Origin of the sequence: Oscillibacter sp. (assembly GCF_032018205.1) — a bacterium.
Classification (GTDB): domain Bacteria; phylum Bacillota; class Clostridia; order Oscillospirales; family Oscillospiraceae; genus Oscillibacter.
Genome location: NZ_DALZOY010000001.1, coordinates 115,780 through 134,621, shown reverse-complemented (window position 1 = coordinate 134,621; position 18,842 = coordinate 115,780). Strand labels below are relative to the sequence as shown.

General features: G+C 57.0%; 15 protein-coding genes and 1 riboswitch. Of the genes, 5 read left to right on the top strand and 10 right to left on the bottom strand.

Annotated elements, in window-relative coordinates; all coding sequences use genetic code 11:
* Positions 1–312: 312 nt before the first annotated feature.
* A complete protein-coding gene (locus RTU96_RS00585; protein ID WP_312634323.1) occupies positions 313–966 on the bottom strand; it encodes a ferritin-like domain-containing protein in 654 nt (217 codons plus the stop codon).
* Between the two features lie 269 nt (positions 967–1,235).
* Here RTU96_RS00585 and RTU96_RS00580 point away from each other — a divergent pair, with 269 nt between their 5' ends.
* Complete coding sequence (locus RTU96_RS00580; protein ID WP_312634322.1) at positions 1,236–1,976, top strand: ATP-binding cassette domain-containing protein; 741 nt, start codon at positions 1,236–1,238, stop codon at positions 1,974–1,976.
* Positions 1,973–2,896: a SufB/SufD family protein gene (locus tag RTU96_RS00575; RefSeq protein WP_397356166.1), complete on the top strand. Its 924-nt coding sequence runs from the start codon at positions 1,973–1,975 to the stop codon at positions 2,894–2,896. The genes RTU96_RS00580 and RTU96_RS00575 overlap by 4 nt, the downstream gene beginning before the upstream one ends.
* Positions 2,897–3,211: 315 nt before the next feature.
* Here the strand turns inward: RTU96_RS00575 and RTU96_RS00570 are convergent, their stop codons facing one another.
* The 6 genes from RTU96_RS00570 to RTU96_RS00545 all read right to left on the bottom strand — a co-directional run bounded on the left by RTU96_RS00570 (position 3,212) and on the right by RTU96_RS00545 (position 10,877).
* Entirely contained in the window at positions 3,212–3,694 is a 483-nt protein-coding gene (locus RTU96_RS00570; RefSeq protein WP_312634545.1) for a GNAT family N-acetyltransferase, read from the bottom strand.
* Positions 3,695–3,720: 26 nt separating this feature from the next.
* Complete coding sequence (gene uvrA / locus RTU96_RS00565) at positions 3,721–6,546, bottom strand: excinuclease ABC subunit UvrA (RefSeq protein ID WP_312634320.1); 2,826 nt, start codon at positions 6,544–6,546, stop codon at positions 3,721–3,723.
* Between the two features lie 88 nt (positions 6,547–6,634).
* Positions 6,635–7,132, bottom strand: coding sequence for a Cys-tRNA(Pro) deacylase (gene ybaK / locus RTU96_RS00560; RefSeq protein ID WP_312634319.1), 498 nt, complete (start codon positions 7,130–7,132; stop codon positions 6,635–6,637).
* A 4-nt stretch (positions 7,133–7,136) separates the two neighbouring features.
* On the bottom strand, positions 7,137–8,117 hold the full coding sequence (locus RTU96_RS00555) for a DMT family transporter (RefSeq protein ID WP_312634318.1): 981 nt from the start codon (positions 8,115–8,117) through the stop codon (positions 7,137–7,139).
* 93 nt (positions 8,118–8,210) lie between these two features.
* Entirely contained in the window at positions 8,211–10,178 is a 1,968-nt protein-coding gene (uvrB, locus tag RTU96_RS00550) for an excinuclease ABC subunit UvrB (RefSeq protein ID WP_312634317.1), read from the bottom strand.
* Positions 10,179–10,202: 24 nt separating this feature from the next.
* On the bottom strand, positions 10,203–10,877 hold the full coding sequence (locus RTU96_RS00545) for a DNA repair protein RadC (protein WP_312281154.1): 675 nt from the start codon (positions 10,875–10,877) through the stop codon (positions 10,203–10,205).
* Positions 10,878–11,104: 227 nt separating this feature from the next.
* Positions 11,105–11,267: riboswitch (M-box (ykoK) riboswitch) on the top strand.
* Between the two features lie 123 nt (positions 11,268–11,390).
* On the opposite strand from RTU96_RS00545, the gene mgtE reads away from it, so the two are divergent.
* The gene (gene mgtE / locus RTU96_RS00540) at positions 11,391–12,779 is read left to right on the top strand and encodes a magnesium transporter (RefSeq protein WP_312634316.1); all 1,389 of its coding nucleotides are present in this window, start codon (positions 11,391–11,393) and stop codon (positions 12,777–12,779) included.
* Between the two features lie 164 nt (positions 12,780–12,943).
* Here mgtE and RTU96_RS00535 read toward each other — a convergent pair whose 3' ends face one another.
* Complete coding sequence (locus tag RTU96_RS00535; RefSeq protein ID WP_312634315.1) at positions 12,944–14,377, bottom strand: sodium:alanine symporter family protein; 1,434 nt, start codon at positions 14,375–14,377, stop codon at positions 12,944–12,946.
* 511 nt (positions 14,378–14,888) lie between these two features.
* Here RTU96_RS00535 and RTU96_RS00530 point away from each other — a divergent pair.
* Together RTU96_RS00530 and RTU96_RS00525 are read left to right on the top strand one after the other, a co-directional pair.
* Positions 14,889–16,043, top strand: a complete 1,155-nt coding sequence (locus RTU96_RS00530) for a GTP-binding protein (RefSeq protein ID WP_312634314.1) — start codon at positions 14,889–14,891, stop codon at positions 16,041–16,043.
* A gap of 35 nt (positions 16,044–16,078) precedes the next feature.
* Positions 16,079–17,008, top strand: coding sequence for a GTP-binding protein (locus RTU96_RS00525; protein ID WP_312634312.1), 930 nt, complete (start codon positions 16,079–16,081; stop codon positions 17,006–17,008).
* Positions 17,009–17,267: 259 nt separating this feature from the next.
* Here RTU96_RS00525 and RTU96_RS00520 read toward each other — a convergent pair whose 3' ends face one another.
* Both RTU96_RS00520 and RTU96_RS00515 read right to left on the bottom strand, forming a co-directional pair.
* Entirely contained in the window at positions 17,268–17,984 is a 717-nt protein-coding gene (locus RTU96_RS00520; protein ID WP_312634310.1) for a late competence development ComFB family protein, read from the bottom strand.
* A 28-nt stretch (positions 17,985–18,012) separates the two neighbouring features.
* A complete protein-coding gene (locus tag RTU96_RS00515) occupies positions 18,013–18,792 on the bottom strand; it encodes a ParA family protein (RefSeq protein WP_312634308.1) in 780 nt (259 codons plus the stop codon).
* Between the last annotated feature and the right edge of the window lie 50 nt (positions 18,793–18,842).

Sequence of the window (18,842 nt, the reverse complement as noted above, 5' to 3'; positions counted from 1 at the left end):
ACCCTTTCGGCGGCAGGAACCGCCTGCCCCGGCCGGCATAGGATAGCCTAAGCGGAAGGGCGCCACGCGGCACCCCACGCGGTGTCCGGCCCCGACGCGGTGCCACCGCTTTTTTGAATAGGGCCGGCAGGGTAGCCTGCCGGCCCGCTGCTTTGCGTTTCCCGGCTTATCTCGCGGTAATTTTGTCTTTTAGTATACCAAATTTCCCGGAGAAATGCAAGCCGCACTCCGGGTTTTGCCGGAATGCAAGAGAGCCGCCTGCATAGCAGGCGGCTCTCTTGCGCGAAAGCTCTCCGGAGCCTTTCCGCCATTTTACTGCTGCTGACGCATGGCCCGCTCCAGCAGCATCATCAACTGATCCGCATGCCGGTATCCATCCGCGCTCAGCTCGAACAAAAGCTTTGAAAGGCAGGGGTCCGAGGTGCTCTCCGCTGCCCGCTCATATTGCTGGGCACGGCATACCTCGTCCTGATACCGAGCCCGCAGAGCAGGGCAAAGCTGGCCCACATAAATGCGCTCATAGGCCGAAGTGGGCTGATAGCACTGGCAGGTGATAAGATAGTGCACCGCCATCAGCCTGCGTGCATGGGCGCCCGCGTCCTCGGCCATGTCCCGCAGCGTCTGGCGCGCCCAGCCGGGGGCCTGCCGTGAAAAGGCCAGATAATAGCGCTTGGCCGCCAGCTCCTCTTCGATAAAGCTTTGCAAAACCCGCAGCATCTCCATGGCCGACGTACCCATACAGCATGGGTTTGCTTCAATACAGGAGAGGCCGTCCTCCACGGAGGCGGCTTTGACCTGTGCCGTGCAGGCGGTTTCCTCCGGCTCGGAGACGGCGGCACTGACGGCGGGAGTTTTTGCCGTGGCGCACTCCGGGGTCACGCCGGGATAGGGGTCCAGATTGGGAGAAACCCGCTGCCAGATTTTGTCATATTGCCGGTAGTCGTATGTATCGGCCTGCTGTTGCATAAAAAACGCTCCATTCCGCCGCTTCGCGCCGGCAAGTATTAAAAAACGCGCCGCGCCCCGCCGCGCGAAGCAAATTCCCGGCGGAGTCCAGTCCTCTTCTTCATGGTATGCATCAGCCGCGCTCCGTGTGCCAGTAAAAACAGGGCGACAGATAAATCCGCCGCACTTCGGACAGAATACCTAAATCCGGCTGTTAGCATTGCCTTTTTAGAAAAAAAATGGTAGAATAACCGCGTATTTTGAAAAAACGCGCAAGGAGGAATCGCGCTGTGCTGGAATTGCAACATATCCATTACGCCGTTCAGGAGCCGGAGGGCAAGCTGGAGATTTTGAAGGACATCTCCCTGACCGTCGACGACCACCGTCTGGTGGTGTTCACCGGGCCTAACGGCGGCGGAAAAACCACTTTGGCGAAAATTGTCATGGGGCTTGTGAAGCCCACATCGGGCAAAATTTTATGGAATGGGGAGGACGTGACCGATCTCGGCATCACAGAGCGAGCGAAGCGGGGCATCAGCTACGGATTTCAACAGCCTCCCCGGTTCAAGGGATTGACCGTCCGGGACCTTCTGACCATCGCGGCGGGAGATGGGCCGCTTTCCAAGGAGCTTTGCTGCCAGTATCTCACCCGGGTGGGCCTGTGCGCCAACGACTATCTGGACCGGGAGGTGGACGCGTCCCTCTCCGGCGGCGAGGTGAAGCGCATTGAGATTGCCACGCTTCTGGCCCGGAGCGCACAGCTTATGATTTTTGACGAGCCGGAGGCGGGCATCGATCTGTGGAGCTTCTCCCGGCTGACCGAGACCTTTGAGCAGATTCACCAGTCCGGCAGCGCCACCATGATCGTCATTTCCCATCAGGAGCGGATTATCTCCCTGGCGGACGAGGTGGTGGTCATCGGCGACGGGGGCGTCACTCTTCGTGGCTCCGCCGACGAGATTTTGCCGGAAATTCTGGCGGACACCACGGGCTTCTGCCCGGTTTTGACGAAAGGGGGCGCAGCACGATGATGGATACGGAAGTGGACCGCGCCCTGCTTGAAAAGATCGCGGACCTGATCGGGAAACCGGTGGGGGCCTTCAACATCCGCAAGGACACGGGATGCGACGGACGGCAGAGCTCGGAAAACATTGAGATCACTGGCAAGGAGGACAAGCCCGGCATCGACATCCGCATCAAGCCCGGCACGGCGGGGGAAACCTGCTATATCCCGGTTATCATCACCAAGCCGGGCATTGAGGAGCTTGTCTACAACGACTTTTATATCGGCGAAAACAGCAATGTTAACATTGTGGCTGGCTGCGGCATCCACAACTGCGGAGACACATCCAGCCGCCACGACGGCGTACACACCTTTTATGTGGGGAAAAATTCTCACGTTCACTATACGGAAAAGCACTATGGCGAAGGGGATGGCAAGGGCGGCAAAATCATGAATCCCCAGACCATCGTATATCTGGAGGAGGGGGCCTCTATCCAGATGGACACCACTCAAATCCGGGGCATTGACTCCACCAAGCGCTACACCAAAATTGTCTGTGGGAAAAACGCGGAGGCTGTGGTGACGGAGCGCTTGCTCACCCACGGAGAGCAAACGGCCAACAGCGACATGGAGATTGTGCTTGACGGTGAAGAATCCAAGGGGCGGGTGATTTCCCGGTCTGTGGCGCAGGACACTTCCGTGCAGACCTTCCGCCCGCTGATGACCGGCAACGCCAGAAGCTTTGGCCATGTGCAGTGCGACTCCATTATCATGGGGGACGCAAAAATCCGCTCCATTCCGGAAATTGCCTCCAATTGCATGGACGCACAGCTCATTCACGAGGCCGCCATCGGCAAAATTGCGGGCGATCAGCTTTTAAAGCTGCAAACCCTTGGCCTGACTGAGGAAGAAGCGGAAGACCGCATTTTGAAAGGTTTTCTGGCGTGACTTTTCGGTGATGTTCTCACATTTATCATGTCACTTTTTGTCGAATTTCCACGAAACCCCGTACGGAATACCGCATAACGTCAGAGATGTTCAACGCCGGTGCCGCCTTATTGGCGGCACCGGCGTTTTCTGTTTCCTATAAAGTCAAACATACGGCACAGGGCAAAGATGCCTGCCGCGCCCAAAAGCAATCACGCAGCTTTCCCCGGAGCAATCTCCAATTTTTCCTTGCGTTTGCATCGTTAAAAAGACGGACTGCGGCATCGCCGCAGTCCGTCTTCTGCCTTTGCGTAGCCGGAAGCTTTTCAACTCCCGTCAAAATTCCAGCGTCATATCGTACCACACCGCGCCGCCGTGAACAGACCCAGACACACCCTGATTGCGATAGCCAAGGCCTTCATACCACGGAAGCAGCGCGGCCTTGCAGGTGAGGATGCAGCCCCGCCGACCGGCAAGCCGTGCATCCTGCTCCGCCTCCCGCAGCAGCCGGGGGGCAAGGCCCCGGCGGCGATAGTCCGGCAGGGTATTCACGCCGAAAATCGCCTGCCACGCCCCGTCCTCCCTGTGGAAAGACGCATCGGAGAACATCTCGTCCCGGATGGTTTCCTCGTTTGTTGCCATGCCATTGACAAAGGAGACGATTTTCCCATCCTCCTCCAAAAGCCAAAAGTGCCGGGGATAAACCCGGAGTCGCGCGGCAAAGTCCTCTTCTGTCGCCGCCTCCGCCGCCGGAAAACACGCGGCTTCCACCGCCGCCAGCGCCTTTAAGTCCGCCATTTGGGCGGTGCGAATGTTCATGCTTCCGTCTCCCATCCAATCCTCCATCAGAGGAGCATTTTTTTCAAGTATTGTCCGGTGTAACTCTCCGGGCAGGCGGCTACCTCCTCCGGCGTGCCGGTGCAGACGATGGTCCCACCGCCGTCGCCCCCTTCGGGGCCAAGATCAATGAGGTAGTCGGCGCACTTGATGACATCCAGATTGTGCTCGATGACCAGCACCGTGTTGCCGCCCTCCACCAGCTTCTGAAGGACTTCCAGAAGCCGCCGGACATCCTCGCTGTGAAGGCCGGTGGTGGGCTCGTCCAGAATATAAATGGTGCGACCCGTGGCCACCTTGCTCAGCTCCGTCGCCAGCTTCACCCGCTGTGCCTCGCCGCCGGAAAGCTCGGTCGAGGACTGGCCCAGCTTCACATAGCCAAGGCCCACGTCGCACAGGGTTTTCAGCTTCTTGTTGATCTTGGGCAGAGCGGAGAAAAACTCCGCTGCTTCCTCCACGGTCATGTCCAGCACCTGAGCAATGTTTTTGCCCTTATAGCGAACCTCCAGCGTCTCCCGGTTATACCGCGCGCCCTTGCATACCTCGCAAGGAACAAAGATATCCGGCAGGAAATGCATTTCAATTTTCAGCAGTCCGTCGCCGGAGCAGGCCTCGCACCGTCCGCCCCGGACGTTGAAGCTGAACCGGCCCGGGCCATAGCCCCGGCTTCTGGCCTCCTGCGTGGCGGCGAACATATCTCGAATGTCGTTGAACAGCCCGGTGTAGGTGGCAGGGTTACTGCGGGGCGTGCGCCCGATGGGACTTTGGTCAATGTCCACCACCTTGTCAAGGTACTCCAGCCCTTCGATGCGCCCGCACTTTCCGGGCCGCGTCTTCATGCGCATCAACTCCGCGCCCAGCTTTTTGAAAATAATCTCGTTCACAAGAGACGACTTTCCCGACCCGGACACGCCGGTGACACAGGTAAAGGTCCCCAGCGGAATTTCCACATTCACGTTCTTCAGGTTGTTTTCCGCCGCGCCCACAACCTTCAAAACGCTGCCGCTGCCCGTACGCCGGACTGCGGGGACGGCGATCTTCCGCCGTCCGGAAAGGTATTGCCCCGTGACGGAGTTGGGATTTTCCATGACCTCCTCCGGCGTTCCGGCGGCCACGATTTCGCCGCCGTGGACGCCCGCACCGGGACCAACGTCAATTAAATAGTCCGCCGCGCGCATGGTGTCCTCGTCGTGCTCCACCACCAGAAGGGTATTTCCCAAATCCCGCAGGCGCTTGAGGGTTGCAAGCAGCTTGTCATTGTCCCGCTGGTGCAATCCGATGGAAGGCTCGTCCAGAATATACAGCACCCCCATCAAAGAGGAGCCGATCTGTGTCGCCAGACGGATGCGCTGGCTCTCGCCGCCGGATAGGGTCCCCGCCGCGCGGGAGAGGGTCAGATATCCAAGGCCCACGGACTGCAAAAACCCAAGACGGCTTTTAATCTCCCGGAGAATCCGATCGGCAATCAGCATCTGCTGTTCCGTCAGCTTCAGCCTGCCCACCCAGTCCAGCTCGTCCACCACGGACATTTTTGTGAAGTCATAAATGCTCACATCTCCCACGGTGACGGCTAACGCCTCCTTGCGCAGGCGCTTCCCCCCGCAGGTGGGGCAGGGCTGCTGGGTCATGAATTCCTCCAGCTCCCGGCGCATGGAGTCGCTTTGGGTCTCCTGATAGCGGCGCTCAAGATTGGTACAGATGCCCTCGAAGGGCTGGTGCAGCACACCTTTTCCCCGGGGCTGGTCGTAGTGCAGGTCCAGCTTTTCATTGCCGGTACCGTAAAAAATGACGGTCTTAATGTCCTCCGGCAGGTCATTGAACGGAACAGACAGGGAGAACCGGTACTTTTTGGACAGCGCGTCGAAGTACATCCGGGAAATGCCGTCGCCTCGGATGTTGTTCCAGCCGGAGGCCTGAATGGCCCCGTCCAGAATGGACAGCTCTCCGTCCGGCACCACCAGCGCGGGGTCCACCTTCTGCTGACTGCCAAGACCCATGCAGGCAGGGCATGCGCCGAAGGGATTGTTGAAGGAGAACAGCCGGGGCGCCAGCTCCTCAAGGGAAACGCCGCAGTCCTCGCAGGCGTAGTTCTGGGAGAAGGTCAAATCCTGCTCCTCCCGCACCAGATTGATCAGCACTACGCCCCCTGTCAGAGAGGATGCGGTTTCCACCGAGTCCGTCAGCCGCTGGCGCACGTCCTCCCGGATAATCAGCCGGTCCACCACGATTTCAATGGTGTGCTTTTTGTTTTTCTCCAGCTTCAGCTCTTCGTCCAGCTCGTAGAGGGAGCCGTCCACTCGGACGCGGACGTAACCTGATTTCCGTGCGTCCTCAAAGGTCTTGACATACTCGCCCTTTTTTCCCCGCACCACCGGGGCCATCACCTGAATGCGGGTCCCCTCCGGCAGAGCCATCACCTGATCAATGATCTGGTCAATGGTCTGCTGGCGAATTTCCTTGCCGCACTTGGGACAGTGGGGCGTGCCCGCTCGCGCCCAGAGAAGGCGCAGATAGTCGTACACCTCCGTCACGGTGCCCACGGTGGACCGTGGGTTTTTGGAGGTGGTCTTCTGGTCAATGGAGATGGCGGGACTAAGCCCGTCGATATAGTCCACGTCCGGCTTTTCCATCTGTCCCAAAAACATCCGGGCGTAGGAGGACAGGCTTTCCACATAGCGGCGCTGGCCCTCGGCATAAATGGTGTCAAAGGCCAGAGAGGACTTTCCCGACCCACTGAGTCCGGTGAGTACCACCAGCTTGTCCCGGGGAATGGTCACATCCACATTTTTAAGATTGTTGGCGCGGGCGCCCTTTACAACGATTTTGTCTTGCATATTCTAAAAAACTCCTTGCCGTCCCCCGAAGAGACGTTTCCCGCGGGGTACGTTCCCCGCCGCCATCTCCCGGCGCATCGCGCCGGGGTCACTCCACCACAATATCTGCCGTCTCCGCCCCCAGCAGCGCCAGCAGGTCCCGCACGGGAACCTCCACCTGCGCGCCGATTTTCCCGGCGGAAATATAGACCGCTTCAAAGTCCGCCGCCGTTTGGTGAAACACGGTGGGAAACCGCTTTTTCATCCCCACGGGGCTGCACCCGCCACGAATATAGCCAGTGACGGCCAAAATAGACGCCACGGGGAGCAGCTGCACGGACTTCTCCCCCACGGCCTTGGCGGCCTTTTTCAAATCAAGGCTGTCCGCCACCGGGACCTCATATACATAAATTCCACCGGACGCGCCTTGGGCAACCAGCGTCTTAAAAACCCGGTCCGGGTTCTGCCCCATGGCCTGGGCCACATGGAGGCCGTATTCCCGGTCCCCTTCGGGGCCATCCGTATCCTCGTAAAAGTGGGCGGTGTAGGGAATCTTTTTCTGGTCCAGCAGCCGCATCACGTTGGTCTTTTCGTCTTTTTGCTTCATCGTCTCACCTCAAAATCACCACGCCCGCAAGGACGCACACGATTCCCAAAAGCGTCAGCCCGTTCATAGGCTCCTGAAACACCAGCACGCCGACAAGGGTTGCCACCACCGGTTCAAGACTTGCCATGATGGACGCCTTGCCGGACTCCACCCGGGCAAGGCCCGACGTATACAGCAGGTACGGCGCCACGGTGGACACCGCCACCAGCCCCAGCGCGCCCAGCCAAAGGGTGGGCGCGGCACTCAGCGCCGCCAGTTCCGCCGGTCTGATAAAAAACAGCGAACCCACGCCGGCAAACACGAAGGTCCACACGGTGGTGGTCCGGGCGTCGTACCCGGCCTGCAAGGCGTATCGCCCGAAGATGCTGTACAGCGCGTAGAAAAATCCCGCGCCAAGGCCCAGCAGAATCCCCGCCGGAGTGACCGTCAAATCCCCCGCAAAAACGCCGCACACAAGGGCGCAGCCCAGCAGCGTCAGCAGCAGCGCCAGCAGCTTTTTCTTCGTCACCGGCTCTTTCCAGAGAATCGCGGACAAAATCACCACGATGGATGGAGCTGTGTACAGCAGGATCGACGCCACCGCAAGAGACGTGATTTTCTGACAGGAGAAGTAGCACACGGTGAACAGCAGTACGCTGACCACGCCGGTGCCGAAAAAGTATTTCAAATGCTCCCGTTTCACCCGGAACACGCTGCGGTCCCGAACGCCGAAGATCGCGGACAGTAGGGCAAGCCCCCCGGTGTTTCGCACCAGCACAATGGACCACGGGGAAAGGCCGCCGCTCATCAATCGGCGGTTCCACAGGCCGATCATGCCCCACAGCGCCGCCCCCGCCAGAATGCAGGCATAGGCCCGCCAGTCGGCGGGCTCTTTGGGCGCGGGTTTTTGCTCCTGTGCTTGCGCTTTTGTGAGTTCTCTGTTTTCCTCCATGCGCTCTCCTTCCGGCAGTGTGGCGGCTTCGCGGCTGTGGCCCCCGCCTTTCATTCGCTGTTTTCCCTTCTTCACTTTTCCCCGGCAAAGGAACCGGGCCTGATGCAGAAAAAAGCCCCTGTAAAAACGCTGTGCGGCGCGGCCCGATTATCCTCCTCGCAGTTCGATAATACGGTCCCGAAGGATGGCGGCATACTCGAATTCCAGCATCTTGCCCGCCTCCTTCATCTCCTTTTCAAGCCGCGCAATCTCCTCCGCCCGCTCCCGGTCGTTTAGTTTCACCTTCCGGCGCTTTCCTGCCGTTTCCGGGTCGGCGGACTTAGAAATCTCCAGCGTGTTCCGCACGTCCTTGATGATGGTTTTTGGCACAATGCCGTGGGCCTTGTTATACTCGTCCTGAATTTTCCGGCGGCGCTCCGTCTCGTCCATGGCGGCTCGCATGGAGGGGGTAATCTTATCCGCGTAGAGAATGACCAGACCGTCGGCGTTTCGCGCCGCGCGGCCCATGGTCTGAATGAGGGAGGTTTCGCTGCGGAGGAACCCCTCCTTATCCGCGTCCAACACGGCCACAAGACTTACCTCGGGTAAGTCCAGGCCCTCACGCAGGAGGTTGATTCCCACCAGCACGTCAAACTCTCCCAGCCGCAGGCCCCGGATAATCTCCATCCGCTCAATCGTTTCCACGTCGGAGTGCATATAGCGAACCTTGATTCCGGCGTTTTTAAAATATTCCGTCAGATCCTCCGCCATTTTCTTGGTGAGAGTCGTCACCAGCACCCGCTCCCGCCGCTCGGACCGGGCCTGAATCTCCGCAATCAGATCGTCGATCTGGCCTTCCACCGGGAGCACCTCCACCACCGGGTCCAAAAGTCCGGTGGGTCGAATGACCTGCTCCACCACCTGACCCGCGTGCTCCCGCTCATAGATGGCGGGGGTGGCGGAGACGTACAACGCCTGACCCGCCCGCTCCTCAAACTCCTCAAATTTCAGGGGGCGGTTGTCAAAGGCGCAGGGAAGGCGGAAACCATAGTCAATCAGGCTTTGTTTACGGGCATGGTCGCCGTTGTACATGGCCCGCACCTGCGGCAGCGTCACGTGGCTCTCATCCACAAACAGCATGAAGTCCTTGGGGAAAAAGTCCAACAGCGTCATCGGCGCGGACCCCGCGGGCCGCTGTGAGATGATGCGGGAGTAATTCTCAATGCCGGAGCAATAGCCCAACTCCGTCATCATCTCAATGTCGTACTCCACACGCTGGCGGATGCGCTGGGCCTCTACCAGCTTGTTACGCTCGGTAAAATACCGAACCTGCTCCTCCAGCTCCTCCCGAATTTCAACGATAGCCCGCTCCATTTTATCCTTGGTGGTGACATAGTGGCTGGCGGGATAGACCACCGCGTGCTCCAGAAGGCGATAGGCCGCGCCCGTGACGGGGTTAAACTCCGTGATGCGGTCAATCTCGTCTCCGAAAAATTCAACACGAAGGGCCTTGTCTCTGAAATAGGCGGGGTAAATTTCCACCGTGTCTCCCCGGACGCGAAACATATTTCGTTCAAAGGCAATGTCGTTGCGCTCGTACCGATCCTCCACCAGACGGCGCAGCAGCTCGTCCCGGTTCAGTGTCTGTCCCGTGCGCATGGAAATCATCAGCCGCGCAAAATCCTCCGGTTCTCCCAATCCGTAAATACACGAGACGGAGGACACCACGATCACATCCCGGCGCTCCAGCAGGGCGCAGGTGGCGGATAAGCGCAGACGGTCAATCTCGTCGTTGGTGGACGCGTCCTTGGCGATATAGGTATCCGTATGGGGAATATATGCCTCGGGCTGATAATAGTCGTAATACGAGACAAAATACTCCACGGCGTTGTCTGGAAAGAACGCCTTGAACTCCTCACAAAGCTGGGAGGCCAGTGTTTTATTATGAGCCAGCACCAACGTAGGCCGCTGTATTTTCTCAATGACCTTGGCCATGGTAAAGGTCTTGCCCGAGCCGGTGACGCCCAGCAAAATCTGCTCGTCCAGCCCGTTTTCAATTCCCCATGCCAGCTTTTGAATGGCCTCCGGCTGGTCGCCGGAAGGCTCGTAGGGGGAAACGACTTTAAATTTTGGCATAAGCCCTCCTTTTGGGCGGTTTTATCAGGTTGTGAAATAGCCGGAGTCCCGCATGGAAACGAAATCCCCGTCCGCCACGATGATGTGGTCCACCAACTGGATGCCCACGCCTTCAAGCGCCATACGCACCCGGTCGGTGGTTGCAAAGTCTTCTCCGGAGGGCAGCGCCACGCCGCTGGGGTGGTTATGGGAGAGAATCACGGCGCTGGCATTGGCAAGCAGAGCGTTTTCCACCAGCTTGCGGATGTTCAGCTCCGCCCCGTTCACGTCGCCCTCGGTCAAAAGTTTACTCACCAAAAGCTTTCCCTTTCTGTCCAGACACAGCTCATAGACCAGCTCGTACTTTTTTCCGTCAAACCGGCGAAGGAGGTATTCCCCCGCCCGCTCCGTGGAGTTGAGAATCACCGGCGCGCTCTCCTTTTCTCTGCTCCGCTCCGTCAGCATGGGTACCAGCCGCAGCAGCAGCGCCGCGCTCTCACCCACGCCGTCCACCTTTTGAAGGTCCTCCACCGGGGCGGTGAGCGTCGCCCCCAAAGAGCCGTACCGTTCCAAAAGCACATGGGCCAAAGCGTTGGTATCCCTGCGGGGAATGGCGTAAAATAAAAGCAGCTCCAGCGCCTCGTGGTCGGCAAAGCCCGCAAGACCCGTTTCCAGAAAGCGCCGGCGCATCTTTTCCCGGTGTCCGTCATGGATTCCCATGGGCTCCCCCCCCGCAGCGTTATTCTTTGAGATTTACAGGTATACTATTATATCATACGCTTTGTGATCCCACAAGCGCTTTTATCGTACAAACGTTTGTCTTGCTGAAATCTTGCCGTGCCGCGGCGAAGCGGGCGGCTTCCACCTTAATTTTTTCTTTTCTCCAATTTTACAGCTCTACCGGTTGACACAGCGGCTTTTTTGGCATACTATAAGAGAGAAAAGTGAACAGCGTCCGGTAGGTAAGGCTACCACAGGGATATGGGTTGCTGCCGCGAAATGATGGAGACATCATGAGATGGTTTGAACAGGCGATATCGAACTTTAAGGTATCATCTAATGCAATTTCACTGCCTTGTGAAGCTAAAGCTTGAACGGTGGGGAGGCGGAGCTGTCTCTCGGCAGTGTTTTTCGAGAAAGATTTTCTCAATCGTACCGGACGGGACGATTGGGATTTTTTTACTTTTTGGGGCGCCTGCCCCGCCGATTATATGAAGAAAGGAGGACCCGCGTATGTTGGAATTTGAAAACAAGCGCATGGAACTGATCGAAAAAATAGAGGAGTTCATTCGCCGAAAACAGTATGCTGCCTTGCGGGACCTCCTGTGTCTCCTAGAGGCGGCGGACATTGCCCCTTTGATGGACGGCCTTTCGGAGGAGGACCTTCCGCTTCTTTTTCGCCTGCTTCCCAAGGAGCTGGCTGCGGCGGTATTTGTGGAGCTGGATTCGGACGAGCAGGAGCTTTTGATTCAGGGCTTTTCCAACACGGAGCTGAAAGAGGTGCTGGACGAGCTGTATTTAGACGATGCGGTGGACATTGTTGAGGAAATGCCCGCCAACGTGGTCAAGCGCATCTTGATGCACTCCGATCCAGACATGCGCAAGAGCATCAACGAAATCCTGAAATATCCAGAGGATTCCGCCGGCAGCATCATGACCACGGAGTTTGTAGACCTGAAGACCTCCATGACCGTGGAGGATGCATTCAAGCGCATCCGCCGCACCGGCCCCGACAAGGAAACCATCAACATCTGCTATGTCATTGATGACAACCGTCACCTCATCGGTCTGGTTTCTCTGCGCACACTGCTGCTGGCGGAAGAGGACGCAGTCATCGGAGACATCATGGAGACCAACTTCGTCTCCGTCTCCACGCTGGACGATCAGGAATACACCGCCCGTACCCTTTCTAAATACGACTTTCTGGCTCTGCCGGTGGTGGACACGGAAAACCGACTGGTGGGCATCGTCACCGTTGACGACGCCATGGACGTTTTGCAGGAGGAGGTCACCGAGGACATCGAAAAGATGGCGGCAATTCTCCCCTCCGACAAGCCATATCTGAAAACCGATATTTTCGAGATGTTTAAATCCCGCATTCCGTGGCTTTTGCTTCTGATGATTTCCGCAACCTTTACAGGGCAGATTATTTCCAGCTTTGAAAACGCGCTGGCCGCCGCGACCATCCTGACCGCCTATATCCCCATGCTGATGGACACAGGCGGCAATGCCGGCTCCCAATCGGCGGTTACTGTGATTCGCGGAATTTCACTGAATGAGATTGCATTCAGCGATATTCTTCGGGTCATCTGGAAGGAAATTCGGGTTTCCCTGCTGTGCGGACTGACGCTGGCCACAGCCAACTTTCTCAAGCTGATTTTGATAGATCAGATGCTGTTCCACAATTCCGCCGTGACCCCCACGGTGGCTCTGGTTGTGTGCTCCACTTTGATCGTCACAGTATTTTCCGCCAAGGTGGTGGGCTGCGCCCTTCCTCTGCTGGCAAAGCGGGTGGGCTTTGACCCAGCGGTGATGGCCTCTCCCATCATCACCACCATCGTAGATGCCATCTCTCTTTCCATTTACTTTTCTTTTGCCTCAGCCATTCTGCATCTGGGCTGATAGCTCCTCATTTAAAGCAGCGTTATTTCGCATTGCCTCTTCTCTGCGCTCCGGCGGCAGGGTTCTGGAAACTCTTTTGCGGAAAACCGCTCGACAAAAAGCACATCCTGGCGGCATTGCCGCCAGGATGTGCTTTTCTTTCGGAAACACAAGGGCTGAATCACTTACTTTGCTTTTTTCTCCAGCGCCCGGGCCGGGTCGGAGAAGTACTCTCTCACCAGCTTGAAGACCACAGGAGACAGCAGCAGTAGCGCAATCAGGTTGGGAATCGCCATCAGGCCATTCAGCGTGTCGGCAATATCCCATGCCAACTGAAGCTCCATGGTGGCACCCACAATCATAAACAGGCAGAACAGCACCTGATACGGCTTGATGATTCTGGTGCCGAACAGGAACTCCGCGCAGCGGGTGCCATACAGACCCCAACTCAGAACCGTGGACAGAGCAAACAGGGTCAGTCCGATGGCGACGACCACACCGGCAGCCTTTCCGCCGAAGGTGGTGGAGAATGCGGAGATCGCCAGGCCCGCGCCCGCGGACTGTCCAAATTCAATGGACATGGCGTTATCGCCGGTATAGGCGCACATCACGGTCAGCGCGGTCAGGGTGCAGATCACGATGGTATCGGCAAACACCTCGAACACGCCGAACAGGCCCTGACGGACAGCACTGTCCGTGTCGGCGGCGGCGTGGGCGATAGGAGCGGAGCCAAGACCGGCCTCGTTGGAGAAGATGCCGCGGCCAACGCCCTTGGTGATGGCCTGCTTGATGCCGACGCCGGCTGCGCCGCCCACCACGGCGGCAGGGTTAAAGGCGCCAATAAAAATGTCGCTGAAAACCTTCCCGACATGCTGGGAATTGGTGACAATCACCGCCAGACAGCCGAGGATGTAAATAATGGCCATGACAGGAACCAGCTTCTCGGTCACGCTGCCGATACGCTTCAGTCCGCCCAGATATACCAGCGCGGAAATGGAAGCCACAGCGATGCCGATAATCAGATAAACGATATTCATGGTGCCATCGCTCATAGTGACGAACTCACCAATGGCGGAGCCGATGGTGGTGGCGATGGTGTTCACCTGCGTCATGTTGCCGATGCCGAAGGCAGCCAGCATACCAAAGATGGCAAACAACGTGCCCAGCCACTTCCAATTCTGGCCCAGACCGTTTTTAATGTAATACATGGGACCGCCGACCCAGTCGCCCTTATCGTTGCGCTCACGGTATTTGATGGCAAGGGTAACCTCGGCAAACTTGGTGCACATACCCACCAGCGCGGAGACCCACATCCAGAAAATCGCGCCGGGACCGCCCACGGCGATCGCGCCGCACACACCCGCGATGTTGCCGGTGCCCACGGTGGCCGCCAGCGCGGTGGTCAGCGCCTGGAGCGGCGTTACCGCGCCCTCTTTGGCCTCCACCTTATGAAAGACCTTTCCGATGGTGTTCTTCATTGCGTAGCCAAACTTCGAGAACTGCAGGAACCCGGTGCGGATGGTCAGGTAAAGGCCGGTTCCGATAATCAGAATCATCATCGGAATGCCCCAGACGATGCCATTGATTTTGCCGTTAATTTCAGCAATTATCTCTGCCATTTTTTAGTTTCCCCCTCTTCCATTTTGTTCGCGGCTCTTCCGCGGCTTTTCGGAGCCGTATAAATACCCTCTCATGAAGAACTGTATTGGCTCCCTTTCGGTTTTATTCTAGCACCGCCGTTGAAATGTTGCAACAACGGGTTCACAATTTCGCAACAATTGTATGTTTTATACAATTTCGCATGCACCGTTTATCTCATTTTATAATTTTTACCAATTGCGTAAACGTTAGTTCTCTTTTTCTTTTTGTTTATTTTGGCATAACGCCAATTGCGGCAGGAAGACGCAAGGGCATTTTTTTACGGTGCTCCCTTAGTGTCGTTTTGCTTCTCCGTGGGTCCTTGGGGCCTTTGGCGGAGAGAAAGCAAATTCCCCGCCGACCGGATAAATTTGGTCCAAATTTATGGACGGGGCATGAATTTTCCATATAAACATTGCAATTTTAAGAAAAAATGGTATGATACGAGGTATTAGTCAGCTCCCCAAATTTAAAAGCGAAGGACTTGATTCCATGACAAAAATTGACATTATTTCCGGCTTTCTCGGCGCCGGAAAAACAACGCTTATCAAAAAGCTGCTGGCCGAGGCCTATCAGGACGAAAAGCTGGTGCTCATTGAGAACGAATTCGGCGAAATCAGCATTGACGGCGGCTTTTTAAAGGAATCCGGCGTGCAGATTTCCGAGATGTCCTCCGGCTGCATCTGCTGCTCTCTGGTGGGCGACTTCAGCCAAGCGCTTCAGGACGTGCAGCGGCAGTTTCACCCTGACCGCATTTTGATCGAGCCCTCCGGTGTGGGCAAGCTCAGCGACGTGATTGCCGCCGTGCAGGACACGGTGTCCAAGAGCGCCGACATGGAGCTGAACAGCTTTGTCACGGTGGCGGACGCATCCAAGGTGAAGGTCTATATGAAAAACTTTGGCGAGTTCTACAACAATCAGGTGGAATCCGCAGGAACCATTATTCTCTCCCGGACACAGAAGCTGTCGGCTGAAAAGCTGGATGCCGCCGTGGCCATGCTGCGGGAGCTGAACCCTCAGGCCGCCATTCTCACCACTCCTTGGGACCAATTGGACGGCAAAACCATTCTCTCTGCCATTGAAAAAGTATCTCTGGCGGACGAACTGCTGGAGCGCATCCGCGCCGAACACACGGCGGATGCCCATGAGCACGAGCATCATCACGATCACGACCATGACCATGAACACCATCATGACCATGAATGCGAGTGCGGCGACCCCGACTGCTCCTGCCATGATCACCACCACGAGCATCATCATGACCATGAGCATGAGCACGATCATCACCATGAGCACGATCACGAGCATGAACACCATCATGACCATGCGCACGAGTGCAGTGACCCCGATTGTTCCTGCCACCACCATCACGCGGACGAGGTGTTTACCAGTTGGGGTGCGGAGACACCCAAGGTCTTCACAGAAATGAGCATTCGCGCCATTCTGGAAAAGCTGGACTCCGGCGACTTTGGCAAGGTTCTGCGGGCCAAGGGCATTCTTCCGGCGGCGGATGGCGGCTGGCTTCACTTTGACTTCGTGCCCGAGGAGGCGGAGGTCCGGCGGGGCGCCCCCGACTACACGGGCCGCCTGTGTGTCATCGGTGCGGAGCTGAACGAAGCGAAGCTCAAAGTGCTGTTTGGCCTATAAAATAAGTTTCAATTGCTGTAAAGGATTTTTCATTTATGGATATACCCGTTTATCTCATCGCCGGCTTTCTGGACGGCGGCAAAACCAATTTTATCAACGGCATTTTACAGGACGGCTTCGCCAAGGAGGACAAGACCCTTCTTCTCTGCTGCGAGGAGGGCGAAGAGGAATACGACAAGGCCGCTCTTTCCAATGTCACGGTGGTGACCATAGAGAGTGAGAAAGCGCTGACCTGCTCATTTTTGAAGGAGTGCGAAAAAAAGTACAAGCCTCGTCAGGTGCTGATTGAATACAACGGCATGTGGCAGCTTGAGCGGCTTTACCGGGACGTGCTTCCAGCCAACTGGGTGCTGTATCAGATTATGTGCATGGTGCAGGCCTCCACCTTTGAAGCCTATGCCAAAAACATGGGGCAGCTTATGATGGAGAAGATTACAGGCGCGGACATGCTGGTCTTCAACCGCTGCACCCCGGAGCTGCGGGAAAGCCTGCGCAAGCGCAACCTGCGGATGGTGAACCGCCGTGCGGACATCTATCTGGAGAATGCAGACGGCACCAGCGAGGACTATCTCACCGGCGACGAGTGCCCCTTTGACATGACGCAGGAGGTCATCGACATCCCCGACGAGGACTTCGGCGTGTGGTATGTGGACGTGATGGACCACCCCGACCGGTATCGGGGCAAGCTGGTCCACATGATGGTGGTAATGTGCCACTCCTCCCAGTATCCCGGTATAGACTGTCCGGGCCGATTTGCCATGGTGTGCTGTGAGAAGGACGTGACCTTCTTGGGCCTGATTGCCCGCGGCGAGGGACTTGACCGCTTCAAAAATCACGACTGGATGGAAATTACGGCCAAAATGGACGTGGAGGAGCACCCCGCCTACAAGGGTCCCGGTCCGGTGATGCACATCGTCTCGGTGGCGGACGGCAAGAAACCCCGACAGGAAATTGTGTCATTTTAAAGCTTGTTTCAATACAATTTGTAATATTTCAATAAAAGGTTCCCCTCTGTTGTCGAACAGAGGGGAGCTTTGCCGCATATTGACAGATTGTTTTCAGATGAAACCGCAGAAGCAGCTCCGATATTTCCGGACAACCGTCCGCAAGCCCAGCGCTCCCAAAAAAGCAGGGCAACACCATAGGCAGACAGATTGGTGCTGCCCACCGCTCCCGTAAAAAAAGACCGCCACCCAGCCGGGCGGCGGTCTTTCTAAAAAACGGTCAATGTCTGGGATTTTCCATCACCACGCGGCAGGCGGAGATGATCTGGGATGTGACTGCGGCGTTATAGTGGTTTTCATACACGGAGTAAGGAAACCTCTGGCATTTTTGCAGTACAATGTACTTTGGCTCCAGATGGCTCAGCGCCAACGCCTCCACATCCGCCTGACACCGGCTGCACGGGCAAACGCCCAGAAGCTTGATATATTTAGGCACTTTTTCCCGCACCAGCGCCTGCATGACGTTGACGTACTCACTCTCATCTCCCGTACCTGACGGGGCCTGAGGCTCTCCGGCAAGCATTGGCTGTGCGGACCTCACGGGTGTGCGCCGTCCGATGGAAGAAATAGGCGGCACAGCAGCCGAAGACGCGGTGGGCGAAGACGAACTGGACGGCAACTCGTAATCTCCCGTCTTAATAACCTCCGGCTGAAGGACAGAAAACGTGTCGCTCTCCGCCCGCTCCACCTCCTCCCGCAGGGCCTCCCGAATCTGATTGGAAAGCTCCTCGGGGGCGTGCTCCACCTCCACCATGGGAACAACCGGCGCAATGACCGGCGGCGGCGCGATGACAGGCGGCGGGGTAACGGCCTCGACCGTTGCCGCAGGCGGAGAAGCCAGCGAAGCGGGGGCTACTTCCTCAGCCGTTGCCCGGCCTGCCGTGATGACATTCAGCACGTGAGCCGTTTTATTGGTAGACTTTTTGTTGGCGGGCATGATGCATTCCTCCTGCTGGCAGACCGTTTCACCGGGTCCCTTGCCGCTCTTGCAGCAAAGAAGTAATTTCCGAGGTGAGATGCTGGAAATCGTCGGCGGGCTTTGAATTGGGCGCGTAGCTGAGAATACTTTCGCCGTGGGCGGGAGCCTCCGCCACGGCGATACTGGAACGAATTACGGATTTAAATACGCTGGTTTTTAACTGCTTGGCAATCTGGTCGGCCATCTCGCTGACTTCGCGGTTCAGAGTCAGGCGGGCGTTATATTTATTCAGCAGAATCCCCAGAACTCTAAGCTTGGGGTTATAACAACTCTGCACAGTGTCAATGGTTTCCTTGATCTGGGCCACGCCCAAAAGACTCAGGATTTCCGGCACCATGGGAATCACCAGCGTGTCCGAAGCCACATACGCGTTCACCGTCAGCACGTTCAGCGCGGGCGGCGTGTCGATGATGACATAGTCATACCGCTCTGCCACGCCCATCAGCTTATTGCGCAGCATAAACTCGCGTCCGGTGCGGTTAAATTCCAGCTCCGCCGCCGACAAAAGAATGTTGGCGGGAAGGAGGTCGATTCCGTGGGAATTGGTGATGGCCTCGTCCACCGTAACCCGGTCTTTAAACAAATCGTAGACCGTGGCGCAGTTTTCCGTATCCAGTCCGAGGCTGAAGCTCAAACTGCCCTGCGGATCCAGGTCCACGCCAAGAACGCGCTGTCCGCGCTCATACAGCGCATACAGCAGCGCGGCGGCAGTGGTGGTCTTTCCCACGCCGCCCTTCTGATTTGTGACCGTCATGATTGTTGCCAAACCGAAACCTCCCATTTGATTAAAAAACTTTGTCGAAACTCTTAACTTTA

Excerpts from the sequence above, each read along its gene's own strand:
- RTU96_RS00585 (WP_312634323.1), bottom strand. The coding sequence starts at position 966 with ATGCAACAGCAGGCCGATACATACGACTACCGGCAATATGACAAAATC.
- RTU96_RS00545 (WP_312281154.1), bottom strand. The coding sequence starts at position 10,877 with ATGGGAATCCATGACGGACACCGGGAAAAGATGCGCCGGCGCTTTCTG.
- RTU96_RS00530 (WP_312634314.1), top strand. The coding sequence starts at position 14,889 with ATGACAAAAATTGACATTATTTCCGGCTTTCTCGGCGCCGGAAAAACA.
- RTU96_RS00520 (WP_312634310.1), bottom strand. The coding sequence starts at position 17,984 with ATGCCCGCCAACAAAAAGTCTACCAATAAAACGGCTCACGTGCTGAAT.
- uvrA (WP_312634320.1), bottom strand. The coding sequence starts at position 6,546 with ATGCAAGACAAAATCGTTGTAAAGGGCGCCCGCGCCAACAATCTTAAA.
- RTU96_RS00535 (WP_312634315.1), bottom strand. The coding sequence starts at position 14,377 with ATGGCAGAGATAATTGCTGAAATTAACGGCAAAATCAATGGCATCGTC.
- RTU96_RS00570 (WP_312634545.1), bottom strand. The coding sequence starts at position 3,694 with ATGAACATTCGCACCGCCCAAATGGCGGACTTAAAGGCGCTGGCGGCG.
- RTU96_RS00575 (WP_397356166.1), top strand. The coding sequence starts at position 1,973 with ATGATGGATACGGAAGTGGACCGCGCCCTGCTTGAAAAGATCGCGGAC.
- uvrB (WP_312634317.1), bottom strand. The coding sequence starts at position 10,178 with ATGCCAAAATTTAAAGTCGTTTCCCCCTACGAGCCTTCCGGCGACCAG.
- RTU96_RS00525 (WP_312634312.1), top strand. The coding sequence starts at position 16,079 with ATGGATATACCCGTTTATCTCATCGCCGGCTTTCTGGACGGCGGCAAA.
- ybaK (WP_312634319.1), bottom strand. The coding sequence starts at position 7,132 with ATGAAGCAAAAAGACGAAAAGACCAACGTGATGCGGCTGCTGGACCAG.
- RTU96_RS00555 (WP_312634318.1), bottom strand. The coding sequence starts at position 8,117 with ATGAAAGGCGGGGGCCACAGCCGCGAAGCCGCCACACTGCCGGAAGGA.
- mgtE (WP_312634316.1), top strand. The coding sequence starts at position 11,391 with ATGTTGGAATTTGAAAACAAGCGCATGGAACTGATCGAAAAAATAGAG.